This is a genomic window from Vibrio sp. SCSIO 43140, assembly GCF_023716585.1.
Taxonomy (GTDB): Bacteria; Pseudomonadota; Gammaproteobacteria; order Enterobacterales; family Vibrionaceae; genus Vibrio; species Vibrio maritimus_B.
The window spans coordinates 568,981-585,982 of sequence record NZ_CP071850.1 but is presented as its reverse complement, the minus strand read 5'-3'; the positions used below and the strand labels follow the sequence as shown (position 1 = coordinate 585,982).

Annotated in this window: 13 protein-coding genes; 5 read left to right on the top strand and 8 right to left on the bottom strand. The window is 47.6% G+C overall.

Annotated features, from left to right (window positions below):
* Positions 1–145: 145 nt before the first annotated feature.
* Complete coding sequence (gene tyrA / locus J4N45_RS02875) at positions 146–1,273, bottom strand: bifunctional chorismate mutase/prephenate dehydrogenase (protein ID WP_252013532.1); 1,128 nt, start codon at positions 1,271–1,273, stop codon at positions 146–148.
* A gap of 8 nt (positions 1,274–1,281) precedes the next feature.
* Positions 1,282–2,355, bottom strand: a complete 1,074-nt coding sequence (locus J4N45_RS02870) for a 3-deoxy-7-phosphoheptulonate synthase (protein ID WP_042476071.1) — start codon at positions 2,353–2,355, stop codon at positions 1,282–1,284.
* A gap of 249 nt (positions 2,356–2,604) precedes the next feature.
* On the opposite strand from J4N45_RS02870, the gene J4N45_RS02865 reads away from it, so the two are divergent.
* Complete coding sequence (locus J4N45_RS02865; protein ID WP_252013530.1) at positions 2,605–4,308, top strand: sensor histidine kinase; 1,704 nt, start codon at positions 2,605–2,607, stop codon at positions 4,306–4,308.
* The gene (gene btsR, locus J4N45_RS02860) at positions 4,305–5,030 is read left to right on the top strand and encodes a two-component system response regulator BtsR (RefSeq protein ID WP_042476068.1); all 726 of its coding nucleotides are present in this window, start codon (positions 4,305–4,307) and stop codon (positions 5,028–5,030) included. The genes J4N45_RS02865 and btsR overlap by 4 nt, the downstream gene beginning before the upstream one ends.
* A gap of 448 nt (positions 5,031–5,478) precedes the next feature.
* Here the strand turns inward: btsR and nagZ are convergent, their stop codons facing one another.
* Complete coding sequence (gene nagZ, locus J4N45_RS02855) at positions 5,479–6,462, bottom strand: beta-N-acetylhexosaminidase (protein ID WP_128647991.1); 984 nt, start codon at positions 6,460–6,462, stop codon at positions 5,479–5,481.
* Positions 6,463–6,564: 102 nt separating this feature from the next.
* On the opposite strand from nagZ, the gene J4N45_RS02850 reads away from it, so the two are divergent.
* A complete protein-coding gene (locus tag J4N45_RS02850; protein WP_252014643.1) occupies positions 6,565–7,683 on the top strand; it encodes an anhydro-N-acetylmuramic acid kinase in 1,119 nt (372 codons plus the stop codon).
* Between the two features lie 8 nt (positions 7,684–7,691).
* Complete coding sequence (gene murQ, locus J4N45_RS02845; protein WP_252013528.1) at positions 7,692–8,621, top strand: N-acetylmuramic acid 6-phosphate etherase; 930 nt, start codon at positions 7,692–7,694, stop codon at positions 8,619–8,621.
* 95 nt (positions 8,622–8,716) lie between these two features.
* Here murQ and J4N45_RS02840 read toward each other — a convergent pair whose 3' ends face one another.
* The gene (locus J4N45_RS02840; RefSeq protein WP_234496120.1) at positions 8,717–9,073 is read right to left on the bottom strand and encodes a DUF2799 domain-containing protein; all 357 of its coding nucleotides are present in this window, start codon (positions 9,071–9,073) and stop codon (positions 8,717–8,719) included.
* Between the two features lie 275 nt (positions 9,074–9,348).
* Between J4N45_RS02840 and J4N45_RS02835 the strand changes: the two genes are divergently transcribed.
* On the top strand, positions 9,349–10,833 hold the full coding sequence (locus J4N45_RS02835; protein WP_252013526.1) for a carbon starvation CstA family protein: 1,485 nt from the start codon (positions 9,349–9,351) through the stop codon (positions 10,831–10,833).
* Positions 10,834–10,921: 88 nt separating this feature from the next.
* Here J4N45_RS02835 and J4N45_RS02830 read toward each other — a convergent pair whose 3' ends face one another.
* The 4 genes from J4N45_RS02830 to thrA all read right to left on the bottom strand — a co-directional run bounded on the left by J4N45_RS02830 (position 10,922) and on the right by thrA (position 16,595).
* The gene (locus tag J4N45_RS02830) at positions 10,922–11,761 is read right to left on the bottom strand and encodes an arylamine N-acetyltransferase family protein (protein WP_252013524.1); all 840 of its coding nucleotides are present in this window, start codon (positions 11,759–11,761) and stop codon (positions 10,922–10,924) included.
* A gap of 133 nt (positions 11,762–11,894) precedes the next feature.
* Complete coding sequence (thrC, locus tag J4N45_RS02825; protein WP_252013522.1) at positions 11,895–13,175, bottom strand: threonine synthase; 1,281 nt, start codon at positions 13,173–13,175, stop codon at positions 11,895–11,897.
* Entirely contained in the window at positions 13,172–14,134 is a 963-nt protein-coding gene (thrB, locus tag J4N45_RS02820) for a homoserine kinase (protein WP_112459843.1), read from the bottom strand. The genes thrC and thrB overlap by 4 nt, the downstream gene beginning before the upstream one ends.
* A 1-nt stretch (position 14,135) precedes the next feature.
* A complete protein-coding gene (gene thrA / locus J4N45_RS02815) occupies positions 14,136–16,595 on the bottom strand; it encodes a bifunctional aspartate kinase/homoserine dehydrogenase I (protein WP_234494486.1) in 2,460 nt (819 codons plus the stop codon).
* Between the last annotated feature and the right edge of the window lie 407 nt (positions 16,596–17,002).

Below are 17,002 nucleotides of genomic sequence, written 5' to 3'. Positions count from 1 at the left end.
CTTTCATAACAACTTGATGCTTATAATTTTGCCACAGGTCTCATTTTATAAAGTAGAAACGAGCTTCAGGTGTTTTTCTAGATACCGCAAACATAAAAAAACGCAGCGAGAATGCTGCGTTTTTCATTATTTATTGAGTACAAACTTAGCCGCGATGAATGGCGTCATTCGCTTGTTTCAGCAGATTTTGACTCTCAGACATAAACTGCTGTGAGTAATCACCAAACCAATCGCTCACCTCATTGAACTCAGTGACAAACTTCGCTTTATCTTTGCTATCGAGTAGCGCCAACGCTTCGCCAAACTGCTTATGGAAACACTTGATCATCTCGATGTTTTCCTCTGATGACATAATGATGTCACCGTAGAGCGTTGGATCTTGAGCAAACAGTCTGCCAACCATCGCTAGTTCGAGACGGTAGATCGGCGAGCTCAATTTCACTAGCGTATCAAGGTCAGGGTTTTGCTGACTGAGATGGCGACCGTAGGCAAACGAGGTGAAGTGGCGTAGCGCCTGAATCAATGTCATGCCTTTGTCGTGTTGCTCAGCAGAGATCTGGCACAGACTTGCGCCCCAAATCTTGAACTGTTCGAGTAGCCATTGGTATTCAGCTTCTTGTCTGCCATCGCAGTAAACAATGACCTGCTTAGCAAGGCTTGGTACGTCAGGACCGAACATCGGGTGCAGACCAACAACCGGACCTTGGTGCACGTTCATCATCGCATTAAGTGGCTTGGACTTGATAGACGTTAGATCACACAGAATGCAGTCTTCCGGTAAGTTTCCAAGCTTCTCAATCACCCCTTCTGTCAAGTGAATTGGCACCGTTACCACCACAAGACCAGCGTTGTCTAAGATCTCATCAGCGCGATCCCAATCTTGGCTACCGAGCACTTTGACTTGATAGCCAGACAAGGTAAACATGCGACCAAACAAGCCACCTAATTGCCCTTTACCACCAACAATAACGACTGAGCGCAGTTCTGGGTTAAGGCACTTAAAGCCAGAGTCTTTCTCACTAGCATAAGACTCACGCATGGTGCGGCGCAGGATGTCCTCGATTAACTGAGGTGGCACACCCTTTTTTGCTGCTTCTTCACGGCGAGAGGCCAGCATGGCTGCTTCTCTGTCAGGGGCATAAATAGGTAAGCCGTGTCGGCTCTTTACTTCACCAACTTGCTCCACAAGAGATAGACGCTTTGCCAAAAGCTCAAGCATCTGCTTATCAACGTCATCGATTTGGTCACGCAATGCGTTCAGTTCAGCAGCCATGGATGTCATTATTCCTTAATACGATTTTCCAAGAATGGGACGAGCTCAGTATGAGCATGACGTAATAGTGCCTCAGTTGAATCCCAATTGATACACGCATCGGTGATAGACACGCCGTATTGCATTTCATTAAGCGGAATATCTGAGCTTTGGTTGCCTTCGTTAAGGTGACTTTCAATCATCAAGCCGATAATCGACTTGTTGCCTTCGCGGATCTGATGAATCACATCCTCAGCAACTAGAGGCTGACGACGGTAGTCTTTACGAGAGTTAGCGTGGCTACAATCGACCATCAATGATGCATCTAGGTTCGATTTGGCAAGCTCTTGCTCACACTCAGTCACAGACACTGAATCGTAGTTGGTTTGTTTGCCGCCACGAAGAATTACGTGGCCGTTAGCGTTACCTTGCGTCGTCAATAGTGCTACCTGACCTTCACGGTTAATACCCATGAAGCGGTGGCTTGAAGACGCCGCTTGCATCGCATTGATTGCTGTCGCTAGGCTGCCATCGGTGCCGTTTTTGAAGCCGATAGGCATCGATAGACCACTCGCCATTTCGCGGTGAGTTTGAGATTCTGTGGTACGTGCACCAATTGCTGCCCATGAAAAGGTATCCGCAAGGTACTGTGGGCTGATTGGGTCTAGCGCTTCAGTTGCCAGTGGGATTTCCATCTCTGCTAGCTCTACCAGCAGTTGACGACCTACGTGCAGGCCGTGCTCAATGTCGAACGTTCCATCGAGTTGTGGGTCGTTGATAAGACCTTTCCAGCCCACTGTGGTACGCGGCTTTTCAAAGTACACTCGCATAACAATGTATAGCTGATCACTCAGTTGCTCCGAGAGTGCTTTAAGGCGTTTGGCGTATTCCTTTGCTGCATCAACGTCATGGATAGAACAAGGACCACATACAACTAACAGGCGATGGTCTTTTTTATGGATGATGTTAGCGATGGTCTCACGAGAGTCTTGAATAAACTTACGCGCTTTTTCGCTCAGTGGTAGCTTTTGTTTTAGTTGCTCTGGAGTAATCAGTACCTGTTCGTCACTGATATTAATATTACTGAGTTCGCTCTTTTTCATCTCATCACCTGTAAATTTATTTTTACACCGAACTTTTATCAATTCCATGTCCGGCTAAGCTTTAACTGGTAATATACATAGATAAAAAACACATGCAAGCGTAAACTTTAAAAAACACTTAATGTAAATTTAAGCTTACATCAAATTACTTGCTTACCATCGCCCCCCAATAAACAGACTTCGACACCGCCCTCTCCTCTTTGTTACGACATGAGTTACAATAGAAGCATCAAGGTTGAGGTGGTACCCATGGACTTAATTATCTCTTTGCTGCAACAGATGTGTGTGTATCTGATGCTGGCTTATATGCTCAGTAAAACACCTCTGTTCCTCCCGCTGTTTAGCGTTACAAACCGCTTGAGCCACAAGTTCAGTATCTATGTGCTGTTCTCCTCATTCTGCATTCTCGGCACATACTTTGGTCTTCAGATCGATGATGCGATAGCAAATACACGTGCGATTGGTGCCGTGATGGGCGGTTTGTTTGGTGGACCCGTTGTCGGCTTTGCAGTCGGATTTACTGGTGGCATGCACCGTTATACGTTAGGCGGTTTTACCGATGTCGCCTGTGCGATCTCCACCACAGCAGAAGGGGTGATTGGCGGTATTATGCACCTCTACTTCCTCCAAAAAGGCAGAAAAGAACAACTGTTTAATCCCATGGTAGTGTTCTACGTGACCTTTGTAGCGGAAGTTGTCCAGATGTTGATCATCTTGATTGTCGCCAAACCTTTTGATCAAGCCTACACGCTGGTTTCTAACATCGCAGCACCAATGATCATAGCTAATTCAGTCGGTGCAGCGCTGTTTATGAGCATACTTCAAGACCGCAAAACCATCTTTGAAGAATACTCAGCAACCTTTTCTCGGCGAGCGTTAAACATCGCGGAACGTTCGGTGGGTATCTTGGTTCATGGGTTTAACTCCAACAATGCGAGTAAGATTGCCCGTATCATTTACGAAGAGACCAATGTCGGCGCTGTTGCCATCACTGACCGCGAGAAAATCTTAGCCTTCGTGGGTATAGGCGCGGATCATCATAAGCTTAACCGCCCTATTTCATCACAAAGCACGCTAGACTCGATGAATAATAACGACATCATCTACCTCGATGGCAAAGAAAACCCGTATCAGTGCTCTATCTCGGAAGATTGCAAACTCGGCTCAGCGCTTATCATTCCGCTGCGTACAGGAGATGAGGTCATTGGCACCATTAAGCTGTACGAGCCGAAGCGGAAGCTGTTTTCAACCATCAACATGTCGATGGCAGAAGGCATAGCTCAGCTACTCTCTAGCCAGATCCTGCATGGCGATTACATCCATAAGCAGACCTTGCTAAACCAAGCTGAGATTAAGCTGCTGCACGCGCAAGTGAATCCGCACTTTTTGTTTAACGCGCTCAATACCATTAGCGCGATTACCAGACGTGACCCTGACAAGGCACGCAGTTTGATTCAGCATTTGTCGCAGTTCTTCCGTAGTAACCTCAAGCAGAATATTGAGACAGTGACGCTTAAAGAAGAGCTGGCTCACGTCAATGCTTACCTCACAATAGAGAAAGCGAGATTTACCGACCGATTGGAGGTAGATATCGATATTTCACCCGATTTACTCGAGCAAGCTGTACCGAGCTTTACCTTGCAACCTCTGGTCGAAAACGCCATCAAACATGGCATATCCAATCTTATTGAAGGGGGCACTATTCGAATCTTTAGTGAACCCTGTGAACAAGGCTATCGACTCACGGTTGAGGATAACGCAGGCACCTACTTACCTCCTGAACCGGGTCATCAAGGATTAGGGATGCAGATAGTGGATAAACGCCTTCGCAATCAATTTGGGCGTGACTCAGCGCTAAAAATTGAAGTTGAAACACAGCGTCACACACGAATGAGCTTTATTATTCCAGCGCCCGTAAATTCAGACGATAAAAGGACGGCTATCGCCTCATGACACGACTAACCGCATTAGTGATTGATGATGAATTGTTTGCTCGTGAGGAGCTTATTGAGCTTTTGGCTGAGTTTGAACAGATAGAGGTTATTGACCAAGCCAGCAATGCCATTGAAGGTTTAAAGAAAATCAATCTGCACAAACCCGATGTGGTTTTTCTCGATATTCAGATGCCACAAATCACAGGTATTGAGCTTTTGGGCATGCTTGACCCTGACACCATGCCAAATGTGGTCTTCGTGACCGCCTATGATCAGTATGCGATTCAAGCGTTTGAAGACAACGCGTTTGATTACCTGCTTAAGCCTGTTGACCCTTGCCGCTTAGGAAAAACCATTAAGCGCCTCAATAAGCGCGACACCACTCAAACCGAGAACTTTGATACTCTAGCACCAGCCACGCTAGACCAAATTCCTTGCGTTGGTCACAACCGCATCGTCATCATAGCCACTAAGGATGTGGAGTTTGCCTACAGTGACCTTTCAGGTGTGCATGTACAAACCGCGACTCAGAAAGCGACATCGCAGTTGACGCTCAAAGTGATTGAAGATAAGACGTCACTCATTCGCTGTCATCGTCAGTTTTTGGTGAATGTGAAGGCGATTAAAGAGATCAAACTGCTAGAGAATGGACTGGCGGAAATCATTACTCAAAGTGACCATCCAATACCTGTGAGTCGCCGGTATTTGAAGTCGTTGAAAGAGACGTTGGGGTTTCACTGATACTATTAGCTAGCTTACACAATAGCATTTGTTACCCATGTGCACGGTTAGAACTGTTACCTTTGAGCCCGGTAATACCCACGAGATCGTCACCCCTGCGCAGGCAGGGGTCTACTCAAAGCGCATACCAAGCCTCTAGAAGATTCCTGCCTGCGTAGGCGCACGGCCAGTGGAATGACGCGAGTTGTTGATTCTTCAAACTTAAAATAATCGTCATCTCTGCGCAGGTAGAGATCTACTCAACGCACGCACCAAGCCTCAAGAAGCTTCCTGCCTGCGTAGGCGCACGGCCAGTGGAATGACGCGAGTTGTTAGTTCTTTACACTCAAAATAATCGTCATCTCTGCGCAGGCAGAGATCTACTCAACGCGCGCACCAAGCCTCAAAAAAATCCTGCCTGCACAGGAATGAAGCGCGTTGAGAATTATACTAATCCTGAAACTGCCCTCTAACCTTCCAGCGCCGATAACACCTTACTATTCGCCGCTTTCCACTGAGCACTTTTCTTAAGCTCTTCTAGGTCAAAGTTTTTCTTTCTAAGCATGCGGCTCGCCTGCTTCACTTTGGTAATTGGCAGGTTATCCAACACCTCAATCGTCGAGTTGCGGTTATTACACATCAAGAGCGTATCGCAGCCCGCATCGAGTGCCTGTTGGGCACGAGCTGCTGGGCCGCCCATAATCGCAGCACCTTCCATTGATAGATCATCAGAGAACACAATGCCATTAAAGCCAAGCTGTTTGCGCAGCACGTCTTTTAGCCAATAGCTTGAGCCACTCGCTGGCTTGTCATCATAGTGAGGGAAAACCACGTGTGCCGGCATCATGGCATCGAGTACTCCAGCTTTGATATGAGCCTGGAAGATGCGCATATCGTCTTCAAAAATAGAGTCTCGATTGTCCACTGGCGTCTCAAGATGCGAGTCCGCGGTTACGCCGCCGTGTCCCGGAAAGTGCTTACCCGTTGTCGCCATGCCTGCAGACTTCATGCCCGCCATAAAGGCAGTGGTGTACTGCACAATCGTCTGGAAGTTGTCACCAAAGGCGCGATTACCTATCGCTTTGCTTTGCTCGCCTTGGTCGAGTACCGGCGCGAAGCTCAAATCGATATCATGGGCAATCAGCTCGGCAGCCATTAGCCAACCAGCTTGATGTGCTAGCGCCTCGTCTTTAAGTTTGGCGTAACGAGCGGCAGGAGGAAGCAAAGTAAAACCATCACGAAAGCGCTGTACGCGCCCACCCTCTTGATCAACACCAATCACTATGGGTTTCTTTGCCGCTTGACGGATTTGTCTGTTTAGTTCAATCAGTTGCTCGGAGTCGTGGTAGTTTCTAGCAAACAGAATCAAACCACCTACGGTTGGGTGCTCCAAAATTTCACGATCTTCAGCAGTCAGTTCGTAGCCTGCCACATCAATCCATAGCGGTCCCATAATTGCTCCTCTGCAAAATTATTATCAAATGGGCATCCCCAGAGGTTATTCCTATTGTTTTTGATTTACAATAAAGCTGAGTAAAAACGGAGTAAGTTTATGATGTCAAAGGAAGCGCTGTATATTGGTATCATGTCAGGCACGAGTCTGGACGGTGTCGACACTGCGATTGTTGCCATTAAGGGTAAACAGATTCGCTTGCTAGTTAGTGATTTTCTGAGTTATCCCGACACACTCAAACGTGATGTTTTGGCAATATGCCAAGGGCAAGCCACCAGCCTAAAATCCATAGGTGAGCTCGACCATAAGCTGGGAAAACTCTACGCTAACGCCGTTGAGTCTTTGCTGGCCAAGTCAAGCTATAACGCTTCTGACATCACGGCGATTGGCAACCATGGTCAAACCGTCTTTCATCAGCCTGACGGCGACATCCCGTTTACGACTCAACTAGGCGACAATAACCTTGTTGCTGCGCTCACGGGCATTGATACCATCGGTGACTTCAGACGCAAAGACATGGCTCTAGGCGGTCAAGGTGCCCCCTTAGTACCTGCATTTCATCGTTACCTATTCGGCGACAGCGAATCGACGCAAGTTATTCTCAATATCGGCGGCATTGCCAATGTGTCTGTGCTTCAGCCTAATGGCGATGTGATCGGGTTTGATACCGGTCCCGGTAATGTGCTTTTGGATCATTGGTGTACTCAAGCTTTTGGGCAAGCTTTTGATAAGGATGCTCAACTCGCCAATCAGGGTATAGTTCACCATGAACTCTTAGCCCAGATGCTTACGGACCCTTACCTAACGCGAAGCGCACCCAAGAGCACTGGGCGCGAGTACTATCATGGGCAATGGCTCGATACTCAGCGCGCTACCATCAATACGGGCATGAGCGAACATGACCTACTGCGCACCCTAACTGAATTTACTGCCATGACTATCGCGGATGCCATCAAGCCCTACGGCATTGGTGTCAGTCCCAAACTACTGGTATGTGGTGGGGGCGCTAATAACCCTATTATCATGAGACGCCTTAGCGAGCTACTGACAAACTGGCACGTTGACTCTACCGATAGCGAAGCAATCAGCGGTGACTATATGGAGTCAATGGCATTTGCTTGGCTGGCTCACTGTTTCGTTAATAAAATTCCAAGCAACCTGCCTTCGGTCACTGGCGCAAGCAAAGCCGTGCCGCTGGGCGTGCTCTACCCCGCTAACTAGGACCCATTATGACAAACGACGCTTTACTTAATGCGCTCTCCCAGCTTGTGTCTGAAGGACGCAACCCAGAAACCATGGACATCGATTTGCTATCGTCTGAGCAGATATTGGTACGCATGAATCAGCAGGACAGCCTCGTTCCTTTGGCGGTTGAAAAGGTCATCCCAGACATTGCCAAGGCGGTTGATGCCATTACTGATGCTTTCAAGCAGGGCGGGCGCCTTCTCTATGTTGGAGCTGGTACCAGTGGTCGACTTGGCGTACTGGATGCTTCTGAGTGTCCACCAACCTTTGGCACTGATCCTGACATGGTGGTGGGAATTATTGCCGGTGGCAAAGATGCGATGTTTAAGGCGAAAGAAGGGGCGGAGGACGATCCTGTACTCGGCGCTCAAGATCTCAAAGATATCGCCCTCTCGGATAAAGATGTCGTTGTAGGTATCGCCGCAAGTGGTCGAACGCCTTATGTTATCGGAGCCTTGGAATACACTAACGAGGTGGGCGCGACGTCCGTGGCACTATCTTGTAATCCAGCCTCTGACATAGCCAACATTGCAAACATTGCGATTAGCCCAGTTGTGGGCCCCGAAGCGCTCACAGGCTCCACTCGCCTAAAGTCAGGGACAGCACAAAAACTGGTACTGAACATGCTGACGACCGCGAGCATGATTCGATTAGGAAAAAGCTACCAAAATTTAATGGTGGACGTAAAAGCCACCAACGCAAAGTTAGTGGCCCGAGCGACACGGATCGTCATGCAAGCTACAGAATGCCATAAAGAGGCGGCCTCTAAAGCACTCAAAGAAACGAACTATGACGTGAAGTTATCCATTTTGATGATTCTCACCGGCTTAGATAAAGCGGCTGCCGAAAAGCAGCTTATGCAGCAAGAAGGCTTTCTGCGTCGAGCTGTGGATGGCGATAACAGCAGCCAATAACTCGCGCTTTAGTCCGATTGACCGATTAGTAAACGCAAAAGGGTTAGCATGTCGCTAACCCTTTTATTGTTCATTGCTCTAATGAAGCTGCGATATTAAAAACCGCTTTGCTGAGAATAGTCAGTCCAGCCGCGCTGCCACTCCATTCGAAAACGTTGAGCTTCCGGTAAACCTTCACACGCACCGGTATAATATTGCCCAGACAAACCAATCTGATACGCAAAATCTGCATCGCAGAACTCAATAAGGCCGCGCTGATAACCCGCGTCATACTCTGAATGTACCGCTTCACCAAGCTTATTTAAATCGGAATAGCTTCGCGATAGCTGACCTCTCACGCCATCTTGATAACCGATCTGATCCCAGCTTCCTTCTTTAGCAAGATCGTCCACACCCTTAGCACAGCCAAATGCTAGTAAGCTGGTCGCAACGATGATTAGCGCTCTCATGATTTCCCTTTATGGTCGAAAAATGTCTTGCGACAACAATGCCAGTTCTGAAGCCGTTTTACCACTCTTGCTCAGTGAAAGTGACCCGCTTCACGCTTTTATTCTGCCACTCACCGCCTAAATCCGACCGCTTAGCCAACGACAAAACCACTTAACCTAGCTATTGACCACTTAATCATCTATTCCGCCACTAACCGAATAAGGCGATGTCGTGCTAATTCATCATTTTTATAATGGTTACCAGAAATTAATGTCATCACAAACTAGGGATAACAGTTATGTTGTGGTTTTTAACTTGTGTTGCAGCCTTGATCGGCGGCTACTTTATCTACGGGGCTTTCATTGAGAAGGTCTTTGGTATTAACGAAAAACGTCAAACACCTGCTCATACCAAAGCAGATGGCGTTGACTACGTTCCAATGTCGACCAAGAAAGTTTACTTGGTTCAGCTACTCAACATCGCAGGTGTAGGTCCAATCTTCGGTCCTATTATGGGTGCACTGTACGGTCCTGCAGCGATGCTTTGGATTGTTATCGGCTGTATCTTCGCAGGTGCAGTTCACGATTACTTCTCTGGTATGTTATCAGTGCGTAATGGTGGTGCATCAGTACCAACGATCACCGGTCGTTACTTAGGCAATGGCGCCAAACACTTTATGAACATTTTTGCCATCGTCCTATTGCTACTGGTTGGTGTGGTATTCGTTTCAGCACCAGCTGGCATGATTACAAACCTTGTTAACGACCAAATGGACATGTCAATGAGCATGACCACTATGGTTGTTATCATCTTCGCTTACTACATCATCGCAACGATTGTTCCAGTTGATAAGATCATTGGTCGCTTCTACCCACTGTTCGGCGCACTGCTTATCTTTATGTCTGTTGGTCTAATCACCGCAGTTGCACTGTCAAGCGAACACCAAATCATGGGTGGTTTTGAAATCAGCGACATGTTTACCAACATGAACCCAAATGACCTACCGCTATGGCCTGCACTATTCATCACCATCGCTTGTGGCGCTATCTCAGGCTTCCACGCAACTCAGTCTCCTCTGATGGCTCGTTGTATGGAAAATGAAAAGAATGGTCGCTTCGTATTCTACGGTGCGATGATTGGTGAAGGTGTTATCGCACTTATCTGGTGTGCACTAGCGCTCTCTTTCTTCGGCTCTATCGATTCTCTAGCAGAAGCAGTGAAGAACGGCGGTCCTGGTAACGTAGTTTACAGCGCTTCATTCGGTCTACTGGGTGTCTTTGGTGGTGTGCTTGCGTTCCTAGGTGTGGTTATCCTACCGATTACTTCTGGTGACACAGCGTTCCGTTCAAGCCGTCTTATCCTTGCTGAATACTTCAACATGGAGCAGAAGACACTGCGCAACCGTCTAATGATGGCTATCCCACTGTTCGTTATCGGTGGCATCCTGACTCAGGTTGACTTCGGTGTTATCTGGCGTTACTTCGGCTTCGCTAACCAAACCACGGCAGTAATGATGCTTTGGACTGCGTCGGCTTACCTACTACGTCACAACAAGCTTCACTGGGTAACAACGGTACCTGCAGTGTTCATGACAACGGTAGTGATTACCTTCATCCTGAACAACGCTACGCTAGGCTTCGGTCTACCGATGCAGCTATCAACAATCCTTGGTATCGTATCTTCACTTTCTATCGCGGGTTACGTAATTAAGAAATCAAAAGGCAAAGGTGAGACTGACCTAGCCGATGAAGAGAAACCAACAGGTAAAACAGAGACAGCGTAAGTTATCCCTATTGCGCTAACGCTCTAACGAAAAGCCCCTTAACATCACGTTAAGGGGCTTTTATTATCAGCGCCAGTTTGCGCTCAGCTTAAATGCTCTTGTTGAACAGCCGCTTCAGAATCGCAGCCTGTTGAGGCGCCCCTACTTCGATGCCCAGTTCTCGCGCTATCACAGCAAAGTATTCATGTTCTTCGAGCTCAATAACCGACACCTCCTCTTCACCAACTCTGCATCTCAATACCCGATCGAGCAAAGTGACGCTGCCTTTTTGAGTCGCTAGAGCTGCGGTGAGAGATTGAGTAAAGACGGTATTCGCGCTTGTGGATGTGTAGTGGTTGGCATACTCGATATCTCCCTGCCCAGCAAATGCCATATCGAGGCTATAAAGATCCATCCAGCCATCTTCATTACGTCTTTGCAGCAGGTAGCCAAAGTCTTCAACTTCTACGAATCGAAATAGCTGAAAGTCTGCTTGCTGCTCTACATCAACAACAAGTTTTATTGGCGCTCTGGGGGTGTGGGAGCCAAAACCGACATCCACTATCCAGCGTTCTTCATCTATGGTAACCAACGTCACTTGATGACTTCGACCAGAAGGCGTATCGCCAAGGTGTACTCGAGCAAGCTTAGGCTCAGCTTGAAAGCCCAGATAAGTAAGAATATCGAGAAACAGCCCATTAACCTCAAAGCAATAGCCGCCTCGTGGATGGCTCACCAGTTTTTCAAAACGAGCTTCTTGCTTGAGGCTAATGGCACCGCCAGCAAACACATCGAAGTTTTCAAACGGAATAGCTTGATGCTGCGCCTTTTGCAGTAAAGCCAGACACGCAGAATCTGCCACAAACTCGGTGGTCACTTTTCCATTATCAACGCTAGGCAGCGCCAAGCCGATTTTATCTAAGTACTGTTTCAACTGAAGTAGTGACATTCTCATTCCTGTAATTGGATACCTAACTTTTTAAAATGTAAGCCAGCTTAATACCTCAGGTTGACTTGAGGTCAAGATAAAAAAATGCCCAAGCTGTCTACTAGCTTGGGCATTGGTATTTTCACTATTCGAGTTACTGAACTCGGCGCAATACTGCTTTTAGTGCATCGAAGTCGTTATCAAGGTCTTCTGATAACAGCTCCATTGCAGCGTGTTTTGCGAGTGGTCCTGGCAGCTCGATGTCTGACTCAAGAATATCGTCCACGACCTCTTTAAACTTCGCCGGGTGAGCAGTACACAAGAATAGACCCGTTTCGCCTTCTTGAAGTTGCTCGTCCAATAGTCGGTACGCGATAGCGCCGTGTGGCTCACATAGGTAGCCTTGCGCATTTAGATCACGCACAGATTCTGCACTTTGCTCATCCGTCACCATGCCTTTGCCTAGCGTATCCAGACCCCAGCCTTTGATTTGGCATAGTTCTTCGATACGTGGCCAGTTGTTTGGCTGGCTTACGTCCATCGCGTTTGAAGTTGTCGCAACCGTTGGTTTAGGATCCCACTCACCCGTTTCTAGGTAGCGAGGCACCGTATCGTTAGCATTGGTTGCTGCAATGAAGCGTTTGATAGGAAGACCCAGAGCTTTCGCCAATAGACCTGCCGTTAGGTTACCAAAGTTACCACTTGGAACCGATACAACTAGGTTCTCACGCTCTTGTTTAGACATCTGAGATGCCGCTTCGAAGTAGTAACAGATCTGCGCCATCAGACGGCTGATGTTGATTGAGTTCGCCGAGTTAAGGCCAATCTCTTCACGCAGTGCTGCATCGTCAAAGGCTTGCTTAACCAGTGCCTGACAGGCATCGAAGTCGCCATTGATTGCTACTGTATGGATGTTCTTGCCTAGTGTGCAGAATAGTTTTTCCTGCAGCGGGCTAATCTTGCCTTTTGGATAAAGGATAACAACATTAATGTCTTCCATGCCGTAAAACGCATGTGCAACCGCCGCACCCGTATCACCTGAAGTCGCAGTAAGGATGGTGATCTTGCCACCATCAGAGACTGCCGCCAAAGACTGAGCCATAAAGCGACCACCGAAGTCTTTAAACGCCAGCGTTGGACCATGGAAAAGCTCAAGCGCGTACACGCCATCTTTAACTTGATTGATAGGCGCTGGGAATTGGAATGCATTGTCGACCAACTCATTGACTTTTTCAGCTGGAAGCTCATCACCGATCAGCGCAGACAAAATCTTTGCGCTTCGCGTGACAAAGTCTTCAGCCAATAGTGCATCTACATCATCGAACTTTGGCAGCTCAGATGGAAAAAATAGACCTTGGTTGCGACCTAAGCCTTGGCGAACGGCTTGGCCAAACGAGACTTGCTCGTCGTTCTCTTTGATGTTGTACAGCTTCATAGCTTACTTCCTGTTACCTTCGAGCCTTGCTTGTCCAGACGACAAACATGGACGAATCCTTCGTTATTTTGTACGTAATTCTCTTCTAGCCAGCGAGCCACTCTGTCCGCAACATCTTTATCTTTACAGATGCTAAAGAGCGTCGGGCCGCTGCCTGAAATTCCTGTTGCTAGTGCACCCGCTGTCGCAGCGTATTCACGAGCTTTGCTAAACCCTGGTAATAGCTTAGCGCGATAAGGTTCGGCGATGACATCTTTGATCATCTTCGCAGCCAACTCAGGTTGATTAGAGTGGCAAGCGTGGATGAACCCAGCTAAGTGGCGACCATGAGCAATGATATCTTGTCTGCGATACTGAGATGGTAGGATCTCACGCGCTTCCGCAGTCGACACCTTGATGCCTGGATAAGCCATAACCCAGTACCATTCGTCGAAACATGGTACTTCTTGGCTGATGATACCTAGCTCTTCGAGCATCAACTGCACGCCACCTAGGTAGCAAGGTGCCACATTGTCATAATGGATGCCACCAGAAATTTGACCTTCCATCTCACCCATTAGCGCAAGAAGCTCAGTTTCATTAAGTGGATTACCGTGGAACTGATTCAAAGCATCGAGCGCAGCAACAATCGAGCAAGCGCTAGAACCCAGTCCAGAACCAATTGGCATATTCTTCTCAAGCGTCATGTAGACTGGCTTGAGTGCCACACCTTTTTTGTCTAGCTCACGAGCGTAAACCTTCCAGCAATCGTAAACGATGTTCTCTTTTGGATCGCTTGGCAGCTTATCAACAAAGCTGCCTTTGGTGGCAAGGTCGAACGGCTTATCGCCCAGTCTTACCTCAACACAATCGCCAAGCAGGGTACCATCAACAGGTGATACCGCTGCGCCCAACACATCAAAGCCAACGCTTACATTGCCAATCGAGGCAGGCGCATAAACGACAACGCTATCACTCATCTTATACTCCTAGTTTCCAGCCTAACGTACGCATCACGTCAGAGAAGACGCCCGCAGCCGTCACTTCTGTACCTGCGCCGTAGCCGCGAAGTACCAGTGGGATTGGCTGATAGTAACGGCTGTAGAAGGCCAGTGCGTTCTCGCCGTCTTTGATCTTAAACATCGGGTCGTTTTCATCGACAGCTGCAATACGAACGCGGCACTTGCCATCGGCGATTTCACCGACATAACGCAGTACTTTGCCCTCTTTCGCTGCGTTTTCTACCAACTCGCTAAAGTATGCGTCTGCTTCTGGCAGACGAGCCATAAACTCATCGATAGAACCAGAATCGTCAAAGCCAGGTGGTAGGGCTTGGTCAACCTCAACATCTTCAAGCTCCAGCGCCATGCCAGCTTCACGAGCGAGAATAAGTAGCTTACGCGCGACATCCATACCAGAGAGATCGTCACGTGGGTCCGGCTCAGTAAAGCCTTTATCTTTGGCTACATTGGTTGCTTGGCTCAGCGTCAGTCCTTCATCCAACTTACCGAAGATGAATGATAGAGAGCCAGACAGGATGCCGTTGAACTTCTCAAGTTCATCACCCGCAGCAATCAGGTTCTGCAAGTTTTCGATAACCGGTAGACCTGCGCCTACTGTTGTTTCATACATCAGCTTACGGCGTGAGCTGCGAGCCACGTCGCGAAGCTGATGATAGTAAGACATGCTTGCTGTATTCGCTTTCTTGTTTGGCGTCACTACGTGGAAGCCAGCTGCTAGGAATTCAGCGTATTGATTCGCGATGTCTTCGCTAGACGTACAATCAACCAACACTGGGTTAATGATGTGATTGCGCTGTACCAGTGCAGCAAGACCCGCAACAGTGAATCGCTCACTCACATCACCCATACGGTCACGCCATTGCTCTAACGGAAGACCATTACCATCAAGCAGTACACCTTTACTGTTTGCTAGGCCACATACGCGGATGACGATGCCTTTTTCAGCCAGTTTCGCTTGCTGTCTTTGGATCTGATCCACCAGCTCACCACCGACGCCGCCAACACCAACCACAAACACATCAAGGAAGTGCTTAGAGTTAAATAGGTTCTCATGACAGGCTTTGATGGCTTCAGAGATTTTATCTTCTGGGATAACGGCTGAAATCGCGCGCTCTGAAGAGCCCTGTGCAATCGCAACGATATTCACATTCACTTCTGCCAGTGATGAGAAGAATTGAGAGGCAACGCCGCGAGAAGTGCGCATACCATCACCGACTAGCGTTACGATAGCAACGTCGTCCATGAACTCTACAGGCTCTAGCAGACCATTTTTAAGCTCAAGTTCGAACGCTTCACTAAGCGCACGTTCAGCCTCTAGCTTGTCTTCTTCTTCGATACAGAAACTGATGCTGTACTCAGATGAAGATTGAGTAATGAGAACAATAGAGACACCTGCCGATGACATCGCGCCAAATACGCGGCTTGCCATACCAACCATGCCCTTCATACCCGGACCTGATACGTTAACCATGATGAGGTTAGAAAGCGTAGTGATACCTTTGATTGGCAGATTGTCTTCGCCTGTGTCCTGACCGATTAGCGTACCGGCACCCTGTGGGTTAAAGGAGTTCTTAATCAGACATGGGATATGGAACTGGGCTATAGGTGCAATGGTTTTCGGGTGAAGAACCGAAGCACCAAAGTAAGAAAGCTCCATCGCTTCTTGATAGCTTAGCGATTTCAGAAGGCGCGCATCATCAACCAATCGGGGGTCACAGTTATAAACACCATCAACGTCAGTCCAAATCTCACAACAATCTGCTCGCAAGCACGCAGCAAGTACAGCGGCAGAGTAGTCTGAACCATTACGACCTAATGTCACCAACTCCCCTTTCGCATTACCTGCTGTAAAGCCAGGCATGATGTGTACAACACCTTCAGCAAGCGGGTTAGCTTGGAAGTTTTGCGTCGAGACCTCAACATCCACCATAGCTTCTAGATGATCGCCGTTGGCAAATAGGTACTTCACAGGATCAATAAGATCAGCGGCTTGGCCTTTCGCGACAAGCACAGCCTTCATAAGCTGAATTGAGATGCGCTCACCTTTAGAGATGATGCGAGCGTTCACATGATCTGGGCATGTGCCCAACAGGCGAATACCATGGACAAACTGATGTAATTGGAACAGCGATGTTTTGACTTGGTTATCAAAATCCGTGCTGTCGATATTCGGGAGGACTTTCTTAATATCCGAGAACAACTCATTGAATGAGGTTTCTAGCTCAGAGATTTGCAGTTCAACTTCATTGTTTTTCAGTGCAGTTTCAATAACTGCCACTAACTTGTTGGTGGTTTTACCCGGTGCCGATAGCACCACAGCTAGATCTTCTTGCTGGGCATTATTAGCGATGATGTCCGCCGCTCTTAAGAAACGGTCTGCATCTGCTAACGATGAGCCTCCAAATTTTAGTACTCGCATCCTTTCCTCCCGAAATACTCAAAACAGGTAAAAAAAAGGCCCGTATCTTGGTGATACAGGCCTTGTTTTTGAATTTCTTTCGTCTACCAGCCTGCCCCAACGATAATGTCGGTAATAATAATGGTGGTGGTCATTACTACGTGCTGGCGATTAAACATAATAGGTTGTGCTTCAATTTCTCTTATGTGCTTACCCATACGTGTACCGCATTTGTTGGCGATTAGTCAATCAAAATTTGTACTTTTGTTGCTTATAGTGCGTTTTTTTCTCAAAAGCATAGAAACGAATAATGTCGCATTTATATGCAGTTAGGATCTTTATACATAACTAAATGCTATATAGTTTTACAACTTTTTGCTTAGATTCTGTGCTTTAATTAGAAATCAATAAACTATAAAAACAACAAC

What these genes read in the sequence shown, in the direction of transcription:
- tyrA (WP_252013532.1), bottom strand. Translation starts at nt 1,273, where the DNA reads ATGGCTGCTGAACTGAACGCATTGCGTGACCAAATCGATGACGTTGAT.
- J4N45_RS02870 (WP_042476071.1), bottom strand. Translation starts at nt 2,355, where the DNA reads ATGAAAAAGAGCGAACTCAGTAATATTAATATCAGTGACGAACAGGTA.
- J4N45_RS02865 (WP_252013530.1), top strand. Translation starts at nt 2,605, where the DNA reads ATGGACTTAATTATCTCTTTGCTGCAACAGATGTGTGTGTATCTGATG.
- btsR (WP_042476068.1), top strand. Translation starts at nt 4,305, where the DNA reads ATGACACGACTAACCGCATTAGTGATTGATGATGAATTGTTTGCTCGT.
- nagZ (WP_128647991.1), bottom strand. Translation starts at nt 6,462, where the DNA reads ATGGGACCGCTATGGATTGATGTGGCAGGCTACGAACTGACTGCTGAA.
- J4N45_RS02850 (WP_252014643.1), top strand. Translation starts at nt 6,565, where the DNA reads ATGTCAAAGGAAGCGCTGTATATTGGTATCATGTCAGGCACGAGTCTG.
- murQ (WP_252013528.1), top strand. Translation starts at nt 7,692, where the DNA reads ATGACAAACGACGCTTTACTTAATGCGCTCTCCCAGCTTGTGTCTGAA.
- J4N45_RS02835 (WP_252013526.1), top strand. Translation starts at nt 9,349, where the DNA reads ATGTTGTGGTTTTTAACTTGTGTTGCAGCCTTGATCGGCGGCTACTTT.
- J4N45_RS02830 (WP_252013524.1), bottom strand. Translation starts at nt 11,761, where the DNA reads ATGTCACTACTTCAGTTGAAACAGTACTTAGATAAAATCGGCTTGGCG.
- thrC (WP_252013522.1), bottom strand. Translation starts at nt 13,175, where the DNA reads ATGAAGCTGTACAACATCAAAGAGAACGACGAGCAAGTCTCGTTTGGC.
- thrB (WP_112459843.1), bottom strand. Translation starts at nt 14,134, where the DNA reads ATGAGTGATAGCGTTGTCGTTTATGCGCCTGCCTCGATTGGCAATGTA.
- thrA (WP_234494486.1), bottom strand. Translation starts at nt 16,595, where the DNA reads ATGCGAGTACTAAAATTTGGAGGCTCATCGTTAGCAGATGCAGACCGT.